The organism is Streptomyces sp. NPDC058257 (assembly GCF_042881845.1).
GTDB lineage: Bacteria > Actinomycetota > Actinomycetes > Streptomycetales > Streptomycetaceae > Streptomyces.
In genome coordinates this window covers 108,425-126,650 of the sequence record NZ_JBHVXJ010000010.1, presented here as the reverse complement: position 1 = coordinate 126,650, position 18,226 = coordinate 108,425, and the positions used below count along the sequence as shown (strand labels likewise).

At 69.4% G+C, this 18,226-nt stretch carries 18 protein-coding genes; 10 read left to right on the top strand and 8 right to left on the bottom strand.

Features of this window, described 5'->3' with window-relative positions; all coding sequences use genetic code 11:
* Window positions 1-4 precede the first annotated feature (4 nt).
* The 3 genes from ACFVXC_RS23970 to ACFVXC_RS23960 form a co-directional block, all read right to left on the bottom strand.
* Window positions 5-2,161: a hypothetical protein gene (locus ACFVXC_RS23970; protein WP_389908274.1), complete on the bottom strand. Its 2,157-nt coding sequence runs from the start codon at window positions 2,159-2,161 to the stop codon at window positions 5-7.
* Between the two features lie 94 nt (window positions 2,162-2,255).
* Window positions 2,256-2,729: a very short patch repair endonuclease gene (locus ACFVXC_RS23965; RefSeq protein ID WP_389908273.1), complete on the bottom strand. Its 474-nt coding sequence runs from the start codon at window positions 2,727-2,729 to the stop codon at window positions 2,256-2,258.
* A 21-nt stretch (window positions 2,730-2,750) separates the two neighbouring features.
* A complete protein-coding gene (locus ACFVXC_RS23960; RefSeq protein WP_389908272.1) occupies window positions 2,751-3,752 on the bottom strand; it encodes a NaeI family type II restriction endonuclease in 1,002 nt (333 codons plus the stop codon).
* Window positions 3,753-3,883: 131 nt separating this feature from the next.
* Between ACFVXC_RS23960 and ACFVXC_RS23955 the strand changes: the two genes are divergently transcribed.
* On the top strand, window positions 3,884-4,675 hold the full coding sequence (locus ACFVXC_RS23955; RefSeq protein ID WP_389908271.1) for a hypothetical protein: 792 nt from the start codon (window positions 3,884-3,886) through the stop codon (window positions 4,673-4,675).
* Window positions 4,676-4,722: 47 nt separating this feature from the next.
* Here the strand turns inward: ACFVXC_RS23955 and ACFVXC_RS23950 are convergent, their stop codons facing one another.
* Complete coding sequence (locus tag ACFVXC_RS23950; protein WP_389908269.1) at window positions 4,723-5,745, bottom strand: SEC-C metal-binding domain-containing protein; 1,023 nt, start codon at window positions 5,743-5,745, stop codon at window positions 4,723-4,725.
* A 294-nt stretch (window positions 5,746-6,039) separates the two neighbouring features.
* Here ACFVXC_RS23950 and ACFVXC_RS23945 point away from each other — a divergent pair, with 294 nt between their 5' ends.
* The 4 genes from ACFVXC_RS23945 to ACFVXC_RS23930 all read left to right on the top strand — a co-directional run bounded on the left by ACFVXC_RS23945 (window position 6,040) and on the right by ACFVXC_RS23930 (window position 9,388).
* Window positions 6,040-6,813, top strand: a complete 774-nt coding sequence (locus tag ACFVXC_RS23945; protein ID WP_389908267.1) for a class E sortase — start codon at window positions 6,040-6,042, stop codon at window positions 6,811-6,813.
* A gap of 178 nt (window positions 6,814-6,991) precedes the next feature.
* Window positions 6,992-7,312, top strand: coding sequence for a DUF6412 domain-containing protein (locus ACFVXC_RS23940; protein WP_389908265.1), 321 nt, complete (start codon window positions 6,992-6,994; stop codon window positions 7,310-7,312).
* A 156-nt stretch (window positions 7,313-7,468) separates the two neighbouring features.
* Window positions 7,469-8,254: a YidC/Oxa1 family membrane protein insertase gene (locus ACFVXC_RS23935; protein ID WP_389908685.1), complete on the top strand. Its 786-nt coding sequence runs from the start codon at window positions 7,469-7,471 to the stop codon at window positions 8,252-8,254.
* A 276-nt stretch (window positions 8,255-8,530) separates the two neighbouring features.
* Window positions 8,531-9,388, top strand: a complete 858-nt coding sequence (locus ACFVXC_RS23930) for a fumarylacetoacetate hydrolase family protein (RefSeq protein ID WP_389908263.1) — start codon at window positions 8,531-8,533, stop codon at window positions 9,386-9,388.
* Between the two features lie 101 nt (window positions 9,389-9,489).
* Here the strand turns inward: ACFVXC_RS23930 and ACFVXC_RS23925 are convergent, their stop codons facing one another.
* Together ACFVXC_RS23925 and ACFVXC_RS23920 are read right to left on the bottom strand one after the other, a co-directional pair.
* The gene (locus ACFVXC_RS23925) at window positions 9,490-9,966 is read right to left on the bottom strand and encodes a heme-degrading domain-containing protein (RefSeq protein ID WP_389908261.1); all 477 of its coding nucleotides are present in this window, start codon (window positions 9,964-9,966) and stop codon (window positions 9,490-9,492) included.
* Entirely contained in the window at window positions 9,963-11,069 is a 1,107-nt protein-coding gene (locus ACFVXC_RS23920; protein ID WP_389908259.1) for a Gfo/Idh/MocA family oxidoreductase, read from the bottom strand. Before ACFVXC_RS23920 ends, ACFVXC_RS23925 begins: the two co-directional genes overlap by 4 nt.
* A 56-nt stretch (window positions 11,070-11,125) precedes the next feature.
* On the opposite strand from ACFVXC_RS23920, the gene ACFVXC_RS23915 reads away from it, so the two are divergent.
* Complete coding sequence (locus ACFVXC_RS23915) at window positions 11,126-12,361, top strand: ROK family protein (RefSeq protein WP_389908257.1); 1,236 nt, start codon at window positions 11,126-11,128, stop codon at window positions 12,359-12,361.
* 877 nt (window positions 12,362-13,238) lie between these two features.
* A complete protein-coding gene (locus ACFVXC_RS23910) occupies window positions 13,239-14,198 on the top strand; it encodes a cell wall protein (protein ID WP_389908255.1) in 960 nt (319 codons plus the stop codon).
* Window positions 14,199-14,326: 128 nt separating this feature from the next.
* On the opposite strand, the gene ACFVXC_RS23905 is transcribed toward ACFVXC_RS23910, so the two are convergent.
* Both ACFVXC_RS23905 and ACFVXC_RS23900 read right to left on the bottom strand, forming a co-directional pair.
* Window positions 14,327-14,932 carry a TetR family transcriptional regulator gene (locus ACFVXC_RS23905; protein WP_389908253.1) on the bottom strand — a complete coding sequence of 202 codons (606 nt, stop codon included), beginning with the start codon at window positions 14,930-14,932 and terminating at the stop codon, window positions 14,327-14,329.
* Window positions 14,933-14,965: 33 nt separating this feature from the next.
* Window positions 14,966-15,100: a hypothetical protein gene (locus ACFVXC_RS23900; protein WP_389908251.1), complete on the bottom strand. Its 135-nt coding sequence runs from the start codon at window positions 15,098-15,100 to the stop codon at window positions 14,966-14,968.
* A 54-nt stretch (window positions 15,101-15,154) separates the two neighbouring features.
* On the opposite strand from ACFVXC_RS23900, the gene ACFVXC_RS23895 reads away from it, so the two are divergent.
* From ACFVXC_RS23895 to ACFVXC_RS23885, 3 genes are all read left to right on the top strand, one after another.
* Window positions 15,155-16,075, top strand: coding sequence for an SDR family oxidoreductase (locus tag ACFVXC_RS23895; RefSeq protein ID WP_389908249.1), 921 nt, complete (start codon window positions 15,155-15,157; stop codon window positions 16,073-16,075).
* 60 nt (window positions 16,076-16,135) lie between these two features.
* Window positions 16,136-16,969: a GntR family transcriptional regulator gene (locus ACFVXC_RS23890; protein ID WP_389908247.1), complete on the top strand. Its 834-nt coding sequence runs from the start codon at window positions 16,136-16,138 to the stop codon at window positions 16,967-16,969.
* Window positions 16,970-17,101: 132 nt separating this feature from the next.
* Window positions 17,102-18,226, top strand: a complete 1,125-nt coding sequence (locus ACFVXC_RS23885; RefSeq protein ID WP_389908245.1) for a TIGR03364 family FAD-dependent oxidoreductase — start codon at window positions 17,102-17,104, stop codon at window positions 18,224-18,226.

Here is an 18,226-nt window from a genome sequence, read left to right as displayed (position 1 = left end):
AGCCCTAGCCCTTCGGTAGACGGTAGATGAAGCCCTGCACGTCCCGGATTATCACGCCGTTGTTCGCTGCATCCTGGAGAGCCCATTTTGGCACAGGCTGCGACTGGACGGGAACTTCCAGGTAGTACTTACCCTTCAGGGTTTTCCCGATGAGCTTCGGATATTCCTTGCGTGCTTTGACTGTGTCCGGGATTCTGGTGCCTTCCTTATACTTCTGTCCTATCTCGCGCACGTAGCCCTTGAATGTGTTCTCGGAGATCTTCGATATCTGCGTGTCTTTGCGTGACACAATTTCTTTTCCGTGGCGGTACGAGTCCAGGCGCTTGCCGTTTTCAAGAGTGACCTCGTTGGCCGGATAGCGGTGCCAGTTGTCCTTGTTGAACTGGTTTCCCTTGTTCCACTTGTCCCGCAGCCACTGGGGGACGTCTGCTCGCTTGCCGCCGCCCGCCTTCGATGGCGTTCCATCGCTTCCGCTGTTCTGGGAGCCCTGCACCATGAGGGCGATGCCGGCCCCGCCCAGGGCGGCGGCCTGCGCGGCTTCCACGGTGGCAGCACCTGCGAGGACGCCACCACCGGCGAGCGCGAGTCCGCCAGGCGGGAACAGCATGATCAGGGCCGCGAGCGACAGAATCGTGAGAGCGATGCCCGCGTAAAGTTCGAGGTTTTCCAGTGCGGCGAGCAGCATGGCGAGGGGATCGGTGACACCGCCGTCGAGTGGCCTGCCGCGGTAGTGGCTGATGAGCAGCAAACTACTGGCGAGGGCGGCGCCCAATGCGGTGAAGACACGTAGGCGCAGGACCGCTTGAGGCTCAGCCAAGGGTTGCCTTGCGGCGGTGCGCCAGGCGCGGAGCAAGAGCACGAGCTGGACGAGAGTCCATGCCACAGCGGCTATCCCGAACCACATCAGGAGACGGGGCCCGTTGCCGGTGGTGAAGTGCTTCTGCAGGTCTTTGGTCGCCGTGAACGAGCCGAGGCCCAGGAAGATCAGGGACGGCAGCATCAGCAGGAGAGAGATCGCCAGGAGCGGCCATCGGCGGCGCCAAGGATGCTTGGGGCGGGCTGCTTTGAAGCGGGCGCGTATTCGGCTTGAGTCCCACGCGCCGTCCTGGTTGGCGGCATTCATCCGCGCCGCGGTGTCAGCGACTGCCTGGTGCAGAGCCTCAAGCTTCTCGGGGCGGGTCCGCCCAGCGGCATAGAGCAGAGCCCTTCGCAAGCGTGCGAAGCGCAGCGCGATCAGTACCGTCCATGGCACGCACCAGGTCGCGAAACCGGTCAGTGCTGTCATACCCGTGCGACCGGTCCGCTCCGAGTCCAGGAGCACGCCAGGCATGGCTAGCTTGCTGCGGCGCAGTTGGCGGTAGTCAACAGCCATGGCGATCGCCAGGCAGATCAGTGGGACATAGCCCACCATGTCGTCGGCGGCCTTGAGCAGCGAGTCCGCCCAGTCGGACGGGTGGTCATCGCGCTGTCCTGAGTAGTTAACCAGCGTGTGGTGGCCTATCGCGTAGGCAATAGGCAAGAGACCTAGCAGGCGAGGCCACCCGGGGCCTCGCAAGAGCAGCGCTGCACCAAGTGCACCCACGGAGCCCCAGACGAGGTGGAGGCTAGTGCCCAGGCTGGCTTCCGTGAAGCTCATGTCCAGACTGCCCAGCGAGGCCGGCAGCCAAGCAGTCAAGACCGTTGACCAGTCCGGAATGTACGTGGAACCTCCCAGGCCTAGGCCGCCGGAGAGCATCCATCCGCCGTCCGGCAGTGGGCTTGCTCGCTGGGCATCAAGGAGGTGGGAGAGCATCACTTCAAATAGCCCAAGTCCGGCACCTGTCGCTGCTCCGAGGACGACATAGTCGGCCAGGCCCAACTGGTAGCGGATCTTCAGGTTCAGGCCTGCTAGCAGCAGTGGCGCTAGCTTGGCGAGTTCCTCGACGGCAGGAACTACGGTGTAGGCGCCCTGCCCCATGGCCTCCCGAAGCGGCTGCCCCACGTGCGAAACAGCGGCGTGTGCGTAGCCGAGCTCGATGAGGGTGGCGACTACTCCGCTGCCGTAGGCGCCGACTGCGACGGTCAACAGGACCGTCGAAAGGCGCAGTGACCGCACGGGCGAGGCCAGCAACCCAAGCTGCAACACCCCATACAAAGCGGCGGCAACCATAATGAACGACACACAAGCCCCCGCTGATCAGGCGTTATAGACAGAACGCACGAGGCTAGAGGGGGCAGTGAGGTATGAGCAAGGGCAGATGGGAGAGGCAGTCCTGCTATTTTTCGGCAGCCCGGAGGCGGCTGGCCGTAGCTGCGATCTTGATGGCACAGTCCCCGGCTGGCTCGTGCTCCCAGAATCGGAGCACGGTCCAGCCTGCCGACCGGAGTTGCTCATTCGTGTCGCGGTCGCGAGCCATGTTCCGGGCGACCTTGTCTGACCAGTAGCCGGGATTGGTCTTCGGTGAGACGTAGTGCTCGGGGCAGCCATGCCAGTAGCAGCCGTCAATGAAGACAGCCAGTTTCGCCGGACGGAAGACGATGTCAGCCGTCCGGCGCAGACCAGGAAGGGGCTTGGCTGCTACTCGATAGCGCAGCCCTTGGGCGTGTAGCAGGCTGCGGATCAGCCGCTCGGGCTTGGTGTCGCGACTGCGGATGGCTTGCATGTTGCGACGTCTGGCCGCTGAGGAAGCCCAGGAACCTTCGGGAGGAACCCAAGCCTCGCTGCCTGCCTCTGAATTCTCTTCCTGCATGGCCTCTTCCAGCCGGACGGATCAGTCTGGAGTGCTTGCCTTCTTCTTCGTCTGGGGGAGAAGCGGAGCCCGCTCTACCGGGTCGTGGGGGCCAGCAGCGACCCAGTAACGGCCCTCAAGCAGTATGCGAGGCTGCCCGTCGTGGTGCGGCTTGGCCTCAGCAACGCGGATGCTGACGCTCTCACCCTCTTGCGGTACGGGCAGTTTTAGCTGGCTGGCAACTACCTGGTGGTTGGGGTAGTCGCCGCAGATGAGGATGCCTTCATCGCGAAGGTTGTTACGTGACCCCCCGTTGTACCGCACGCGCTTCATGTAGTCCTTTTGCTGAGCAAGAGTGCGCACTACCGTACGGTTCACCCGACGTCGTTGTACTCGGCGGAACAGTTCGTTGAGCTTTGCCTGCCCTGGGCTGCGCCCCGACCCCGCTCCAGCATTCAGGATCGCCTCTTGTGTGGTTTTGTCTATGTGCAGCAGCAGGTTCTCCTCTAGTGGCTCCTTGTGCCAGAGCCAGGTCACCAGCGAGTAGTGCTCCTTCGTCAGCCGGAACTTTCCGTCCCGGTTGCCCTTCTTCGTGATGGTCCCGCTGGTAGTGAGCTTGGCACGGCTGGCACGCAGGAGGCCTGCGCTCCACAAGCTCTGGTGATCGTCTGCCCAGACCACGAGGCAGATCTCATCCAGGGCCTCTGGCGGAATCATCCACCCGTATAGCTTCTGCGAGAACTTGCAGTCGACCTCGATCCCCGCGATCAGGTAATCAAGGTCGGTTCCGCTGGCGAGTTCGAATTCTCGCAACAGGTTGATTTCCACCAGTGTGCCAGCATGCGTCTTTTCGGTCTTGTGCAGCTCGTTCCAGTCGAAGCGGCCAGTGTGCTCGCCGTCGAGAAGCTGGTCGATGGTGTCGCGCAGGATTCTTGCGAAGCGCTTGCCGTCCGGGTCGAGGGCGAGCAGGTGTTGGCGCACGAGCATCAGCTCGGGGTCGTCGTAGACGCCAGGTGCCGGACCAGGGTGCTCGAAGAGGGACACAGGCAGGCTCCTGACTCAGAAAGACGACATACGCCTCACTAGTATCACTGATCACACGAACACCATGTGCGTGGATCGTCCAGCCAACTACCTTGTAAGGGCATTTACTTGACGCCTTGGCTGGGGGATGAGTGTTAGAGACGACGGCCGATGACGTGCTGGCATTGTTCTGCACTTCCGCGGGAACCAAGGAACGGTTTCTGCGCTGGAAGCGAGATCCGCGCAGGGCAGCGGTGACGCCAGCGGTGATGGCGCACCGGACGCGTGTGCTGTATCGCTCCACAGAGGACGACGTCCAAGTGGTTTGCCAGAGCACGGAGCATGCCTTGGGGGAGGTGCGGCGCAGCGTGGGGGAGAGCGTTCAGGAAATTGTCGACTGGCACCCAGACTTCGCGTTCACGCACACGTTCCACATCTGTATAGAGGGCATCGGGGCCATCCCTACCTACCAGCAGTTCAGAGAGTTCGCCCTCGATGACGCTGCGGGACAGGAGATGCTTGGCCATCCGGCCAGGGCGATGATCCGCAGCCTCGTCGACGACGGACACCCAGAGTGGCGCGCCCGGGCGGCGATGCGCTGGCGCGTTGGGAACGCGTACTACGGCTTCTTGCGAGAGGCTTACACCCTCGTGCAACTGAGGCAGCGTGGAATAGATCTGCGTGTCCACCCGCTAGCGGATGCCTTGTTCCGTGTGGACGCGTGGGTTGGCCGACGGGCGCTGAGCCTGCGTGTAGGCAACAAGAAGTTTCGGCAGGGGACAAGCGTGGGCCGGAAGACACCTGCGGAGCAGTTACTCGCCGATGTGGAGCCGCCGCTGGAGTTCGACACGATCGAACTCGCAGCGGCTACTGAATTTGGCGCGGTGCACATACCAACGGCGCTGCATCTCGACCACGCTGCAGCCCGGCTGGGATCCCTGTGATGACCTCCACTAATGCGACGGACGGTCTGAACGGCGGGCGGGATGCGTCAGGCTTGGCCCGAGCCATGACACTCGGCGTAAGGGGTACCCGACCCACACCAACAAGCCGCCCCCGCCTCCGGCGGCCACCCCACTGCGCGCCCCCGCGCGGCCAGCGTCGTCGCGTACTGCGGTAGTAGTGAGGCGTCCGTCGGTTGGGCGCCCTCTGAGGCTGCGAATGCCTCGTAGGACGGGACCGTGCCTGTGACGATGCCCAAGTTGGGGGTGCCCGAGGCGGAGAGTTCGCGCAGGGAGGACTCTATGGTCGACAAGTGCGCCTCGTGCGAGGGGTATTCGGATTCCAGGGGCGGGTACGCCGTCAGGAGTTCTTCCAGTTCCGCCGACGGCCAGTGCAGGACCGCCACCGGGAACGGGCGGGACAGGGCCTCTCTGTACGAGCCCAACTCCGCCTGGATGCGGGAGATCTCCGCGCGGAGTTCCACCGGGTTGTCCGAGCCCAGGGACCAGATGCGCTTCGGGTCGTGCAGTTCGTCCAGGGGGACTGGGGACGTCGAGATCTGGTCCGCCAGCGCGTCCCAATCGTCGTGGGTCGCGCCCAGCAGGCGGCGTACCCGGTGGCGGCCGAACAGCAACGGGCGTTGTTCGTAGGACGGGGTGCCGCCGGAGATGGAGGGGAGGAGGAGTTCGAGCGCCTGCGTGAACGTTTCCTGCGCTTGACTCAGTTCGTCGTGCGATTCCAGGGACTCCGCCGCGATCACCCACGGGGCCGGGTCGCGCGGGGCCGCCGCCCGTACGCCGTCGATGATCGCCCTTGCCTCCGCCTCGTGGCCGTACTCCCAGAGGTTCGAGGCCTTCAGGGCTCGGATGAGGGTCGGGGCCGATGCCGGGTGAGGGGCGTCCGGGGTCAGCAGGCGGTCGTAGAGCGTGGTCGCGCGGTCGCGTTCGCCCGCCAGTTCCAGGTGGGCCGCGGCTTGGAGCAGCAGGTGTTCGGTGTCCTCGGGGTACAAGCCGGCGGTCCGCTCCAGGCGCTCGGCTTCGGCGATGTGGTCGGCAGGCGTGTCGGGGCGCATACGGGACACCGTACTGCCGAGTGGGGGCGTTGCAGCAGGGTTGCCGTGCAGATCAGGGCAGATCAGGGAGCTGCACTTTTTGTGGTTTCGGCGGTGTCGTCGGCATGAGGGCCGGATGCGGTCCGGATGTGGTCGGGATGTGGGCGGCATGGATTGTTCGCGGGCTTGGGCCTAATCTGCCGCCCTCTTGGTAGGGGAGGTGCCGACGTGCGGGAGCGGGCCGAGCGGATTCCTGTTGTTGTGCATGGGCCTCGCGGGCGGCGGGGCCGGGCGCGGGGGAGAGGTGCTCGCCTTGTGTGGGGTGGCGCCGAGGCCGCCGTCACCTGCGGGCTTGTGTTGTTGCTGCTCGTCGTCCATCAGCTCTGGTGGACCAATCGGCAGGCCCGCGAAGGCGCCGAGCGCAAGGTCCACGCCCTGGAGCGCGAGTGGCAGGGGGCTGGGCAGGGGGCTGGGCAGGGGGCTGGGGAGGGGGATGAGGAGCGTGGGAGCCAGTCGGCTCCTGCCGATTCCCCCGGCGCCGGACCCGAGTCGCGCGACTCAGGCGCCGATGAGACCCCCGGTCGGAAGCCCGCCCGGCGGCAGCAAGCCGTCGCCGCCCCCGCCCCCACCCCCGACTGGGACCAGGCCTACGCCGTCCTGCGCGTTCCGCGTATCGGGATACGGGTGCCCGTGGCCGAGGGGGTCAGCAAGAGCGCCGTACTCAACAAGGGATACGTCGGGCATTATCCGCGTACCTCCCAGCCCGGTCAGGGCGGGAACTTCGCGCTCGCCGGGCATCGCAACACCCACGGCGAGCCCTTCCGCCGCATCAATCGGCTCCGGGGCGGTGACGAGGTCGTCGTCGAGACCCGGAAGGCCGTCTATACGTACGTCGTCGACAAGACGCTCGCCCAGACCTCCGCCCGTGACAGCGGCGTCATCCGGGCCGTGCCCCGCAGCCTTGTGAAAGCCGGGCACGGGTACGACTCCCCGGGGTACTACATCACCCTCACCACCTGCACCCCCGAGTACACGTCCAAGTACCGGCTCATCGTGTGGGGGAAGCTGCGGTCCATGCGGCCCCGGTAGGGCGATCCCTACGGGTAGGCGACCCCTACGGGGAGGGCGACCCCTACGGCCGTCGAGACGGATCCTGTATAACGGCAGTACGCGATACGTCGTACAGGTCGGCAGTCTCGACGACTCGAAGACCTGACGTCTCGAAGACTCGAAGGCTCGAAGATTCACGGAGAGGGGGCTCGAAGCGATGCAGGACATGATCCGCAGCTGGAAAGCCGCCCTCCGTCCCACCGGCCTTCTTCTCTTCCTCCTCGTCGAGGTCGTCCTCCTCGACGCGAGCAGCCTCACCGCCGCCGTCGCGCTCGCCGCGACCGCCGCCGCGGGCTCCGCGCTCGCCGTCTGCTCCCTGCTCGCCGCGCGCTGCGCTCCCGCCGTGCCGCGCACTCGGGTGCGCACGGCCATCCGCGACCGCGAGAAGCGCACGGCGTTCCTGCCGCAGCGCGATCCCGACGCCTCCGGGCGCAGGCGGCCCCGAGCACCGGGCCGTCTCGTCATGACGGCCGCGTAGGGGACCTGCGCCTCTTCCCGCACCTCTAGCGACAGCGACAGATCGAGAGCCCTCGCGGGCTCGAGACCCCTCGCGGGCCGTCACGCCGACACGAGTTCCTCATCTCTCTTCCTCGGTACGACGAGACCTCCGGAGGGCTTCTCCATGCCCGGCTTCCTGTCCGATTTCATGTCCCTGTTCGCCGACCTGGTCGGCTCCATCGCCGATCTGCTCGAACCGGTCTTCCACGCCTCCGCGACGGCCGCCGCCATCGTGCTGTTCACCGCGTGCGTACGACTTCTCGTCCACCCCCTGTCGCGGGCCTCGGCCCGTGGCCAGAAGGCGCGTGCCAAGCTGTCGCCGCAGATCGCCGAGTTGCGCAAGAAGCACTCCAAGAACCCCGAGAAGCTCCAGAAGGCGGTACTCGAACTGCACCGCGCGGAGAAGGTCTCGCCGCTCTCCGGGTGCCTGCCCAGCCTGTTCCAGCTTCCGGCGTTCTTCCTGCTCTACCACCTCTTCTCGAACTCGAACATCGGCGGGGAAGCCAACGCGCTGCTCGGTCACAAGCTCTTCGCCGCGCCCCTCGGCGGGCGGTGGAAGGACGCGCTCTCCGACGGCGGGGTCTTCGGGGCGCAGGGGCTCGTCTACATCGGGCTCTTCGTGATCGTGGCCGCCGTCGCGACCTTCAACTTCCGGCGCGCGAAGAAGCAGATGGCGATGGCCGCGCCTGCCGCCGCCGCCGCCGGCGGCGGCTCCGGTGACGCGCAGCAGATGCCCGGCATGGGTGCGATGACCAAGGTCATGCCGTTCATGTCCTTCATGACGCTGTTCACCGTCGCCTTCGTGCCGCTGGCCGCCGCGCTGTACGTGGTCACCAGCACGACCTGGAGCGCGGTCGAGCGCGCCGTGCTCTACCGCGACATGCCGTACGGCGCCGGGGCGCTGGCTGCTGCCGCTGGATAGCGGGGCTGCTGCCGGACAACGGCTACCGCGACAACGGCTACCGCGGACAACGGCTACCGCGGGACAGCGGCTACTGCGGGACAGCGGCTACCGCCCGGTAATGGTCCGGTCTGTGAACAGGGTCTTGCGGGATGGACAGTGACCTTGGAGGATCTTCCAAACCTCCGATGGCCGCGACCCTTCCCGAGCTCTCGACCCCGTTCGGGCAGGGGAGGCCCCACTGCGGGCCACGCGGCGGTCAGGACGCGGGCGCGACTCGACCAAGGGAGATTGACCATGAAGCTGCTGCGAGTCGGAACGGCGGGGGCCGAGCGCCCGGCGCTGCTCGACGCCGAAGGCACGTTGCGGGACCTGTCGGCGGCCGTCACGGACATCGACGGGGCGCTGCTCGCCGACACGGCCGCGCTCGACCGGATCAGGGCCGCCGCCGGTTCGGGCGAGCTGCCCGTGCTCGACGCGCAAGGTCTGCGGGTCGGGCCGCCGGTGGGCCGGATCGGCAAGGTCGTGTGTATCGGGCTCAACTACCACGACCACGCGGCCGAGACCGGGGCCACGCCGCCCGCCGAGCCCGTCATCTTCTTCAAGGCGGCGGACACGGTGGTCGGCCCCGACGACACCGTCCTCGTACCGCGCAAGTCGGTCAAGACCGACTGGGAGGTCGAGCTCGCGATCGTCATCGGGCGCACCGCGCGCTACCTGGAGTCCCACGAGGAGGCGCTCGCGCACGTCGCCGGGTACGCGGTGTCGCACGACGTCTCGGAGCGCGAGTTCCAGATCGAGCGCGGCGGCACCTGGGACAAGGGCAAGAACTGCGAGACGTTCAATCCGCTCGGCCCCTGGCTCGTGACGACGGACGAGGTCCCCGACCCGCAGGAGCTTTCCCTGAAGCTCTGGGTCAACGGCGAGCTGAAGCAGGACGGGACCACGGCCCAGCAGATCTTCCCGGTGGCGGAAGTGGTGCGCTACGTAAGCCACTTCATGACGCTGTACCCGGGCGATGTCATCAACACCGGTACGCCGGCGGGCGTCGCCATGGGGCACCCCGAGCCGAAGCCGTACCTGCGGGCCGGTGATGTGGTGGAGCTGGAGATCGAGGGGCTCGGCAAGCAGCGTCAGGAACTGAAGGACGCGTGACGCCCGCGGGGCGCGGTGACTGTTCGCTACCGCGCCCCGCACCCCGTGCCCGCGCCTCGTGCCCCGCACCTCGTGCCCCGCACCTCGTGCCCGAGATGCCGCTATCGGCCCTCGATGTGCCGTTCCAGTGCCTCCACCACCAGTGCGTGGTCCGCCGCCTGCGGGAGGCCCGAGACCACCACCGTGCCGATCACGCCCGCGCCGCGCACCGCGATCGGGAACGCGCCGCCGTGCGCCGCGTACACGTCCGGGTCCAGGCGCGAGGAGTCCTCGAACGTCGTGCCCTTGGCGCGGAAACGCGTGCCGACCAGGAACGACGAGCAGCTGTAGCGTTCGACGACGCGGCGCTTGCGGGCGATCCAGGCGTCGTTGTCCGGGGTCGATCCCGGCAGGGCCGCGTGGAAGAGCTGCTGGCCGCCGCGGGTGATGTCGATGGCGACCGGGGCCTGGCGCTCGCGGGCGAGATCGACCAGGAGCGTGCCGAGTGCCCAGGCGTCCTCGTACGTGAAGTGGGGGAGGACCAGGCGGAGTTCCTGGGTCTCGAGCTCTTCCAGTGTGGGTGCGGTGGGCGTCGTCATACGACCACCGTCACACCGTCGCGTGCCGAGCGGCGTGCCGCCTCAAGGACGTCGAGGGCCGACGCGGCCTCGTACGCGGAGACCGGGTTCTCGCCGGTGCCGCGCAGGGCGTCGGCGATCGCCGCGTAGTACGCGGGGTAGTCGCCCGGCAGTGTCCGGATCGGGTTGCCGCCGCCGGTCAGCGGGGACTCGCCGGAGCCGACCCGGCCCCACATGCATTCGAGCTCCTCGCCCCAACTGTCCTCGGTCGCGGGTCGCTTGCCGTCGCGGAGTGCGGCTTCCTGCGGGTCGAGGCCGTACTTCACATAGCCCGCCGCCGAGCCGAGGGCACGGAAGCGCGGGCCGAGCTGGGCGGTGGTGGCGCTCACGTACAGGTGCGAGCGGACGCCGCCCAGGTGGGTGATCGCGATGAACGTGTCGTCGTCGGCCTCGGCGCCGGGGCGCCGGACGTCGGACTCGGCGTACACGGTTTGGGCGGGGCCGAAGAGTACGAGCGCCTGATCGACGACGTGAGCCCCGAGGTCGTACAGGAGACCTCCGATCTCTTCCGGGTTCCCGGACTCGCGCCAGCCGCCCTTGAGCTGCGGACGCCACCGCTCGAAGCGGGACTCGAAGCGCCATACGTCGCCGAGCTCGCCGTCCGCGATGAGCTTCTGGAGAGTGCGGAAGTCGTTGTCCCAGCGGCGGTTCTGGAAGACGGAGAGGAGAAGGCCGCGGTCGTCCGCGAGCGCGGCGAGCTCGCGGGCCTCGGCGGCCGTGCCCGCGATCGGCTTGTCCACGACGACCGGGAGGCCCGCCTTGAGGGCGGCGGTCGCGAGCGCGACGTGCGTCTTGTTCGGGGACGCGATCACCACCAGGTCGAGCTCGTCCGCGCGGACCCAGAGGTCGTCGGCCGACGCGGCGAAGCGCAGCCCGTCACCGAACTCTGCGCGGGCCTGCGCCTGCCGCTCGGGGTTCGACGTGACGACCGTGTCGAGGACGAGGCCCTCGGTGGCGGCGATCAGCGGGGCGTGGAAGACGGAGCCCGCGAGGCCGTATCCGATGAGGGCTACGCGTAGCGGGGAGCCGTGAGGTCCGGGGGCGCCTGAGCCTGTACCAGTCATGCGTTCCACTTAAGCAACGGTGTTGCCAAAGCGCAAGCGCGGGCGACAATGGAGGGGTGAACAGGACTGATGAGAGGGCCGACGGCGGCGGGAGCGGGAGCGGGAGCCGGAGCGGGAGCGGGAGCCGGAGCGGGAGCCGGAGCGGGAGTGGGAGGGCGAGCGGTGGCAGGGTCGGCGCCGGGGCGAACCTGCTCGCGCTGCGCGGGCACAACGCCGCCCTGGTGCTCGACCTGCTGCGCACGGCGGGCGAGGCCGGGATAAGCCGCCTCGAACTGGCCGAGCGCACCGGGCTCACTCCGCAGGCCGTCAGCAAGATCACCGCGCGGCTGCGTACGGAGGGGCTGGCGGCGGAGGCGGGCCGCCGCGCGTCCACGGGCGGCAAGCCGCGCACGCTGCTGCGGCTCGTGCCGGACGCGGGCCACGCGGTCGGCCTGCACCTCGACCGGGACGAACTGACGGCGGTCCTGGCCGACCTGACGGGCCACGTGGTCGCGGAACGCCGGGCGCCGCTGGCGTTCGGCGATGGCGCCGAGGCCGTGGTCGACGTTGCGGTGGGGGCGGTGCGGTCACTGGCCGGGGGCCTCGTCCGGGGGGATGGCGCGATGCCGGGGCTGCTCGGCATCGGGGTCGCGCTGCCCGGTCCGCTCGACCACTCCGACGGGGTTCTGCACCGTGTGACCGGGTTCCCCGCGTGGGACGGTTTCCCGTTGCGGGACGCGTTCGCCGGGCGGCTCGGGCTGCCGGTGGTCGTGGACAAGGACACGAACGCCGCCGCCCTTGGCCTCGCGCTGGGCGGCGTGGCGGAGTCCTTCGCGTATCTGCACCTCGGTACGGGGCTCGGCGCGGGCCTTGTCCTCGGCGGCGGTCTCTACCGGGGTGCGCGGACCGGGGCGGGGGAGTTCGGCCACCAGGTGATCCAGCTGGACGGCCCGGAGTGCGGGTGCGGCGACCGAGGCTGCATCGAGGCGCTGTGCCTGGCGGCGGTCGCGCGGGGGGATCTGGATGAGGCGGCGCGGGTCCTGGGGGCGGGGGCGGGCAACCTGGTCAGCCTGCTCGACATCGACCTCGTGCTGCTCGGCGGGCGGGTCGTACTCGCCGACGAGGAGCGCTTCGTACGAGGAGTGGGCGCCGTCGTCACCGAACGCGCCCGGCGGGGCGGCGGAGGCACGGAGGTCCCGGTCGCCGTCGCGTCCGGGGGCGACCGGGGGGTCGCGGAGGGCGCCGCGCAACTGGTACTCGCGCCGCTTTTCGGGCGGGCGGCGGATGTGGCGTTTCGGGGTGGGCGGGGGTAGGGGTGCGGGCTGGCGGCTGGTGGCTGGTGGCTGGTTGCTGGGCGGGGTGGAGGTGCTGGCGGCTGCCGTGTGGGGTTGGCGGCGGTTGTGGTGGTCGTGGCGGTTGTGGCGGTTGTGGCGTTCGCGGTGTTCGCAGCGTTCGTGGTGTTCGCGGTTGAGCAGGGCCGGAGGTTGCCTCGGCAGTCGTTGGCGGCCACCGCCGCCGCCGCTGGCTGCTGGCCGCCGACCGCTGGCTCTTGACCGCCGCCGCTGTCCGCTGGCCGCCGACCGCTGGCTCTTGGCTGCTGGCTGCCGACCGCCGACCGCCGACCGCTGGCTCTTGGCCGCTGACCGTTGGCCGTTGGCTGCTGGCCGCCGACCGTTGGCTGCTGGCCGCCCACCGCTGGCCGTTGTCCGCCGACCGCCGACCGCCGACCGTTGGCTGCTGACCGCTGACCGCTGACCGCTGACCGCTGACCGCTGACCGCTGACCGCCACCGCCGACCGCCCTTGCGGTCGGTGCCAGCTAGCGCCCCGGCAGCGACACGGCAGCCGGAATCGGCTGCCGTGACCCCGGACTGCCTTAGTCATCAGCCGCCCCGGCAGCCCCAGCCGGTCGCGACCCCGGCGGCCCGAGGCATCAGCCGCCCCACCAGCCGCATTTAACGGAAAGTCAGCTGATAGGAGTGACGTGTGCGGTCCAGTCGGCGGTACGGGGCTGTGGCGGGCCCCGTGAGTTCGTGCGGGCGTGGCAAGGTCGCGGCCGACCAGTGTCATACGCCCCGACCCTCGCCCTCGCCCTCGCCCTCACCCCGCCCTCGCCCCCGCCCGGCCCTCGCCCCCGCTCCCGCCCTCGTTTCCTCTCGCCCTCCCGCCCCGCGCTCAGCAAAGGCAACGCATGCGACTTCGCCGCTCTCTCGCCTCCGGCGTCACCGCCGCTGCCGCCGCTCTCGCCTCCGGGGTGACCGGGGTGGGGCCAGCGGTTGCCGCGTACGGGGTGCCGGAGAGCGGCCCGGCGGCGCCCGTGCAGCGGCCCCGAGCAGCCCAGCCCCCCGTCTGTTCCGCCCCCAACGGCGGAGGTTTCCCCATCGGGACGCGGATCAAGGGCGGGCCCGCCACCTACGAGGCCGGGGGCGGCTACCGGAAATGGTCCCTCAAGTTGGCCAACTCCACCCGCGGCAGCTGCGGCAACATCCACCCCGTCGTCGTCATCGTCGACAAGGAGCGCGAGCTGCGGCCCCGGCAGATCCAGTTGGACTTCCACGACGGCACGCGCTGGCGTCCCGTGGGGATCGAGCGGACCGACCGGGACGAGAACGTCGGCGTATTCGACGACGGATTCCCCGGATTCACGGTCAAGGCCGGAAGGACCCGCACCGTCAAGGTGCGGCTCTCCTTCACCTCCGAGGCCCGGTCCGAACGTGCCGTCATCTCCGCCGCCGTCGTCCAGCGCCGTGACGACGACGGCGACTGGGTGGGCGAGTCCGACGACTATCCGTTCGCCGTCGACAACGACAGCGACAGCGACAGCGACAGCGACAGCGACAACAACGTTGACAGCGACAACCACAGTGACAGCGGCGGAGGCGGCAACGGGGGCGGGGACGGTGGTGCGGACGGGGGCGGGGGCGACAGCCGGGGCGTGGGAGAGAGCGGCGCCAACGGTGGCGGTGGCGGAGGCGGAGGGCGTGAGCGGTACGACGCCGACGCCGGGGGATCCTCGTACGCCGATGAACTGGCCGCGACAGGGCCCCGCGCCCTGCTCGGCGTCGGGGCCGTCGCCGGGATTCTCTTCGCCGGGGGGTGGGGTCTCTTCGTGGGGGCCCGACGCCTGAGGGCCGCGACCCGGCGGCGTTGAGCCCGCCGGGAGTCACACCCTCCCCGCCGGGAGTCACACCCTCCCCGCCGGGAGTCACACCCTCCCCGCCGGGAGTCACACCCTCCCCGCCGGGAGTCACGCCCTCCCCGCCCACAGCCCGCCCGGAGCTACACCCTCCCCGCCCCCACAGCCCGCCCCGAGTCACGACCCCCGCCCGCCGTCACAGCCTTGAGCTCGTCGAGCGAATCCCGGATCAGGTGCGACAGGTTCCGCTGTTCGGTCTCGCTGATCCAACGCTCGAACGCGATCTTGAAGACGGCGATCCCCGCCTCCGCTGCCAGACCCGCCGCCGGGTCCGCCACCCCGCGTCGGCGCAAGGCGTCGGTGAGTGCCGATGAGAGCGAGGCGAGTTTGACCAGCTCGCGTTCCTGGAGCTCCGCGTTGGCCGCGATGACGGCCTGACGCTGTCGGGCGAGCTCGCGGCGCTCACTCATCAGCTCGCCGACGGTGTCCAGAGCCGCGGCGACGGCGTCGATCGGCGGCACGGAATCAGGGACGCCGTCGAGCGCGTCGACGAGGACGTCCCGCAGGGGGTTCGACTCCGGGAACAGGACCTCGCGCTTGTCGGCGAAGTGCCGGAAGAACGTGCGCTCCGTGAGGCCCGCCAGTTTGGCGATCTCCTTCACCGTGGTCTGTTCGAACCCGCGCTCGCTGTAGAGCTCCAGCGCTGCCTGTTCGAGGCGCCCGCGCGCGTTCGGCTCCCATCGACCCATGTCGACGATCCTACGGCACGACAGTGACTGACATCAGGTGTACTGTCGATGACAGTCACTGTCATCGATCGCCACATCGATCGCCACATCGATCGCCACATCGATCGCCACATCGCTCACCACATCGCTCACCACATCGCTCACCACATCGCTCACCACATCGATCACTGGTGTCGGACACCGGCATCGCTCGCCGGTGTCGAATCGACTTGGAGGATTCCCATGCGTGTTTTCGTCACCGGCGCTTCCGGCTGGATCGGCTCCGCCGTCGTTCCGGACCTCATCGACGCGGGTCATCAGGTCGTCGGCCTCGCCCGCTCGGACGCCTCCGCCGCCGCTCTCACCGAGGCCGGGGCCGACGTGGTCCGCGGCACCCTTGACGATCTGGACACCCTGCGCGCTGCGTCCGCCGGGGCGGACGGCGTGATCCACCTCGCGTTCAAGCACGACATCGCCTTCTCGGGGGACCCCCAGGGCGCCACCGGTGCGGACCGCCGTGCCGTCGAGGCCATGGGTGAGGCGCTCGCGGGGTCCGACCGGCCGTTCGTCATCGCCTCCGGGACGCCCCATGTGCCCGGACGCGTGGCGACGGAACGGGACGGGCTCGATCCCGACCCGGCCGCCGAGGGACTGCAGGCCAGGCTCGCCACCGCCGCGTGGGTGCTCTCCCTCGCCTCCCGGGGCGTCCGTTCCTCCGTCGTCGGCCTCCCTCGGACCAACCACGGGGAAGGGGACACTGGCTTCATCGCGATGCTGGTCCAGATCGCCCGCGACAAGGGCGTCTCCGGCTACATCGGCGACGGGGCCGCCCGCTGGCCCGCCGTGCACCGTCTTGATTCCGCGCAGCTGTTCCGCCTCGCGCTGGAGAAGGCTCCCGCGGGGTCGATGCTGCACGCCGTCGCCGACGAGGGCGTACCGATCCGCGACATCGCCGAGGTCATCGGCCGCCATCTGGATCTGCCGGTGGTCTCCGTCTCTCCCGAGGACGCGGCGGCGCACTTCTCCTGGCTTGCCGCCATCCTCGCGCCCGACCAGCCCGCTTCCAGCGCGCTGACCCGCGAGCTGATGGGGTGGCGGCCGACGCGGCCGGGGCTCATCGAGGATCTCGACAAGGGGCACTACTTCGGCAGCCCGTCCGCGTGATCGACGGCCTGGTCGGGCGCCGTCCGACCAGGGTTCACGTACGTCTGCGAACATCCCCGGGTGGACAACCCGAACCCCCCGCACCCTCCCGCGCACCTGCTCGACCAGGTCCCCGGCGCCCCCATCCGCTCCGGCATCCCCGAGCACGGCCGCATCCCGAAGTACTACGCGGTGAAGGCCAGAATCGCCGACCTGATAGAGGAGTTGGGGGACGGGCAGACGCTGCCCACCGAGCGGGATCTCGCCGTGCGGTACGAGGTCGCGCGGGAGACCGTGCGGCAGGCGCTGCGCGATCTGCTGCTCGAAGGGCGGCTGCGCAGGCAGGGGCGGGGCACGGTCGTCGCGGGCCCCAAGCTGGAGCAGCCGCTGTCCCTCGCCAGCTACACGGAAGGCGTACGGCGACAGGGGCGTACCCCGGGTCGACATCTCATCTCCCTCGACCGCTTCCCCGCCCCCGAGGCCCTGGCCGCCGAGATCGGGGTCGAACAGGGCGAGCCCGTCTGGCACATGGAGCGTGTACTGCTCGCCGATGAGGAGCGGGTGGGACTCGAAAGCACCTACGTCTCCGTGGCCCGCGCCCCCGCCCTCGACCGGGACTTCGAGCCCGACTCCTCCTTCTACGCCTACCTGCGCGACCGGCTCGGCATCTCCTTCGGTGACGCCGACGAACGCATCGAGACCGTCCTCGCCACTCCCCGCGAGGCCCTGCTGATCGGCACCCCGCCCGCGCTGCCCATGCTGCTGATCCACCGCGTCTCGCGCGACACCTCCGGCCACCCCCTTGAGCGGGTCCGCACCCTCTACCGGGGCGACCGGTTCTCCTTCACCACGCACCTGGGCAACGGCGGCAACGGCGGCGACGACGGCAACGGCGGCGATGGCGGCAACGGCTGAACTCTCCTAGCGGCCCCCCTCCCGGAAAGATAACGAGAACGTAACGGGTCTAGGCCAAACTTGGGTGGCCGTTCACCGTCCCGTTGCCGACAGGACCGCGGCGGGTCACCCTCCCCCAGGAGCGTTGCCGCCGTGAGAGTCATCGTCGTAGGAGCCGGCGTGGTGGGAACCATGCACGCCTGGCACGCAGTGGAACGCGGCCACGAGGTCGTACAGATCGAGCGCGAGAGCGAGGCCCGTGGAGCCTCGCTGCGCAACTTCGGGCAGATATGGGTGAGTGGCCGCGCCGGGGGCGAGGAGCTGGACACCGCCCTGCGGGCCCGCGAACTGTGGGAGGAGATAGGCGCGAGGGTGGAGGGCATCGGCTTCCGGGCCAACGGCTCCCTCACCCTCGTACGCAACGAACGCGAGCGCGCGGTCGCCGAAGCCGCCCTCGCCCGCCCCGACGCGGCGGCCCGCGGCTACAAGCTGCTCGACGCCGCCGAGGCGCGCGCCCTCAACCCGGCGCTGCGCGGTGACTTCGTCGCCGGTCTGTGGTGCGAGCGGGACGCGGCCGTGGAGCCGCGCGTCGCTCAACTCAGGTTGCGCGAGGCCTTGCTGGCGTCGCCCCGCTACACCTTCCTGCCCGGACGCGAAGTGCGCGAAGTCGTCGGTGAGAGCGCGGTGCGGGACGACCACGGCGACGTGCACACCGGTGATGTCGTCGTGCTCGCCACCGGCGCCTGGCTCGGCGGTCTCGTCCGCGAGCTGGCCGGACCCGACCTGCCCGTGCGCCGCGTACGCCTGCAGATGATGCAGACCGAGCCCCTCGGTGAGGCGCTCACCACCTCCGTCGCCGACGCGGACAGCTTCCGCTACTACCCGGCGTACAGGTCGGACGCCCTCGACGCGCTCAACGCCGGGCAGGCGCAGGCGCCGGCCGCCGCCGCGCACAAGATGCAGCTGCTCATGGTCCAGCGCGCGGACGGCGGCCTGACCATCGGTGACACCCACGAGTACGAGCACCCCTTCGCCTTCGACACCTTCGAAGACCCCTACGACCATCTGACCGAGGTCGTCGAGGGCTTCCTGGGGCGCCCGCTGCCGAAGATCAGGCGGCGCTGGGCCGGGGTGTACGCGCAGTGCGTCGACACGGCCCGAGTCGTGCACCGCCAGCAGGTGCGCGAGGGCGTGTGGCTGGTCACCGGGCCCGGCGGGCGCGGCATGACGTGCTCGCCCGCGATCGCCGAGAAGACCGCCGACGAGTTGGGATGGTGA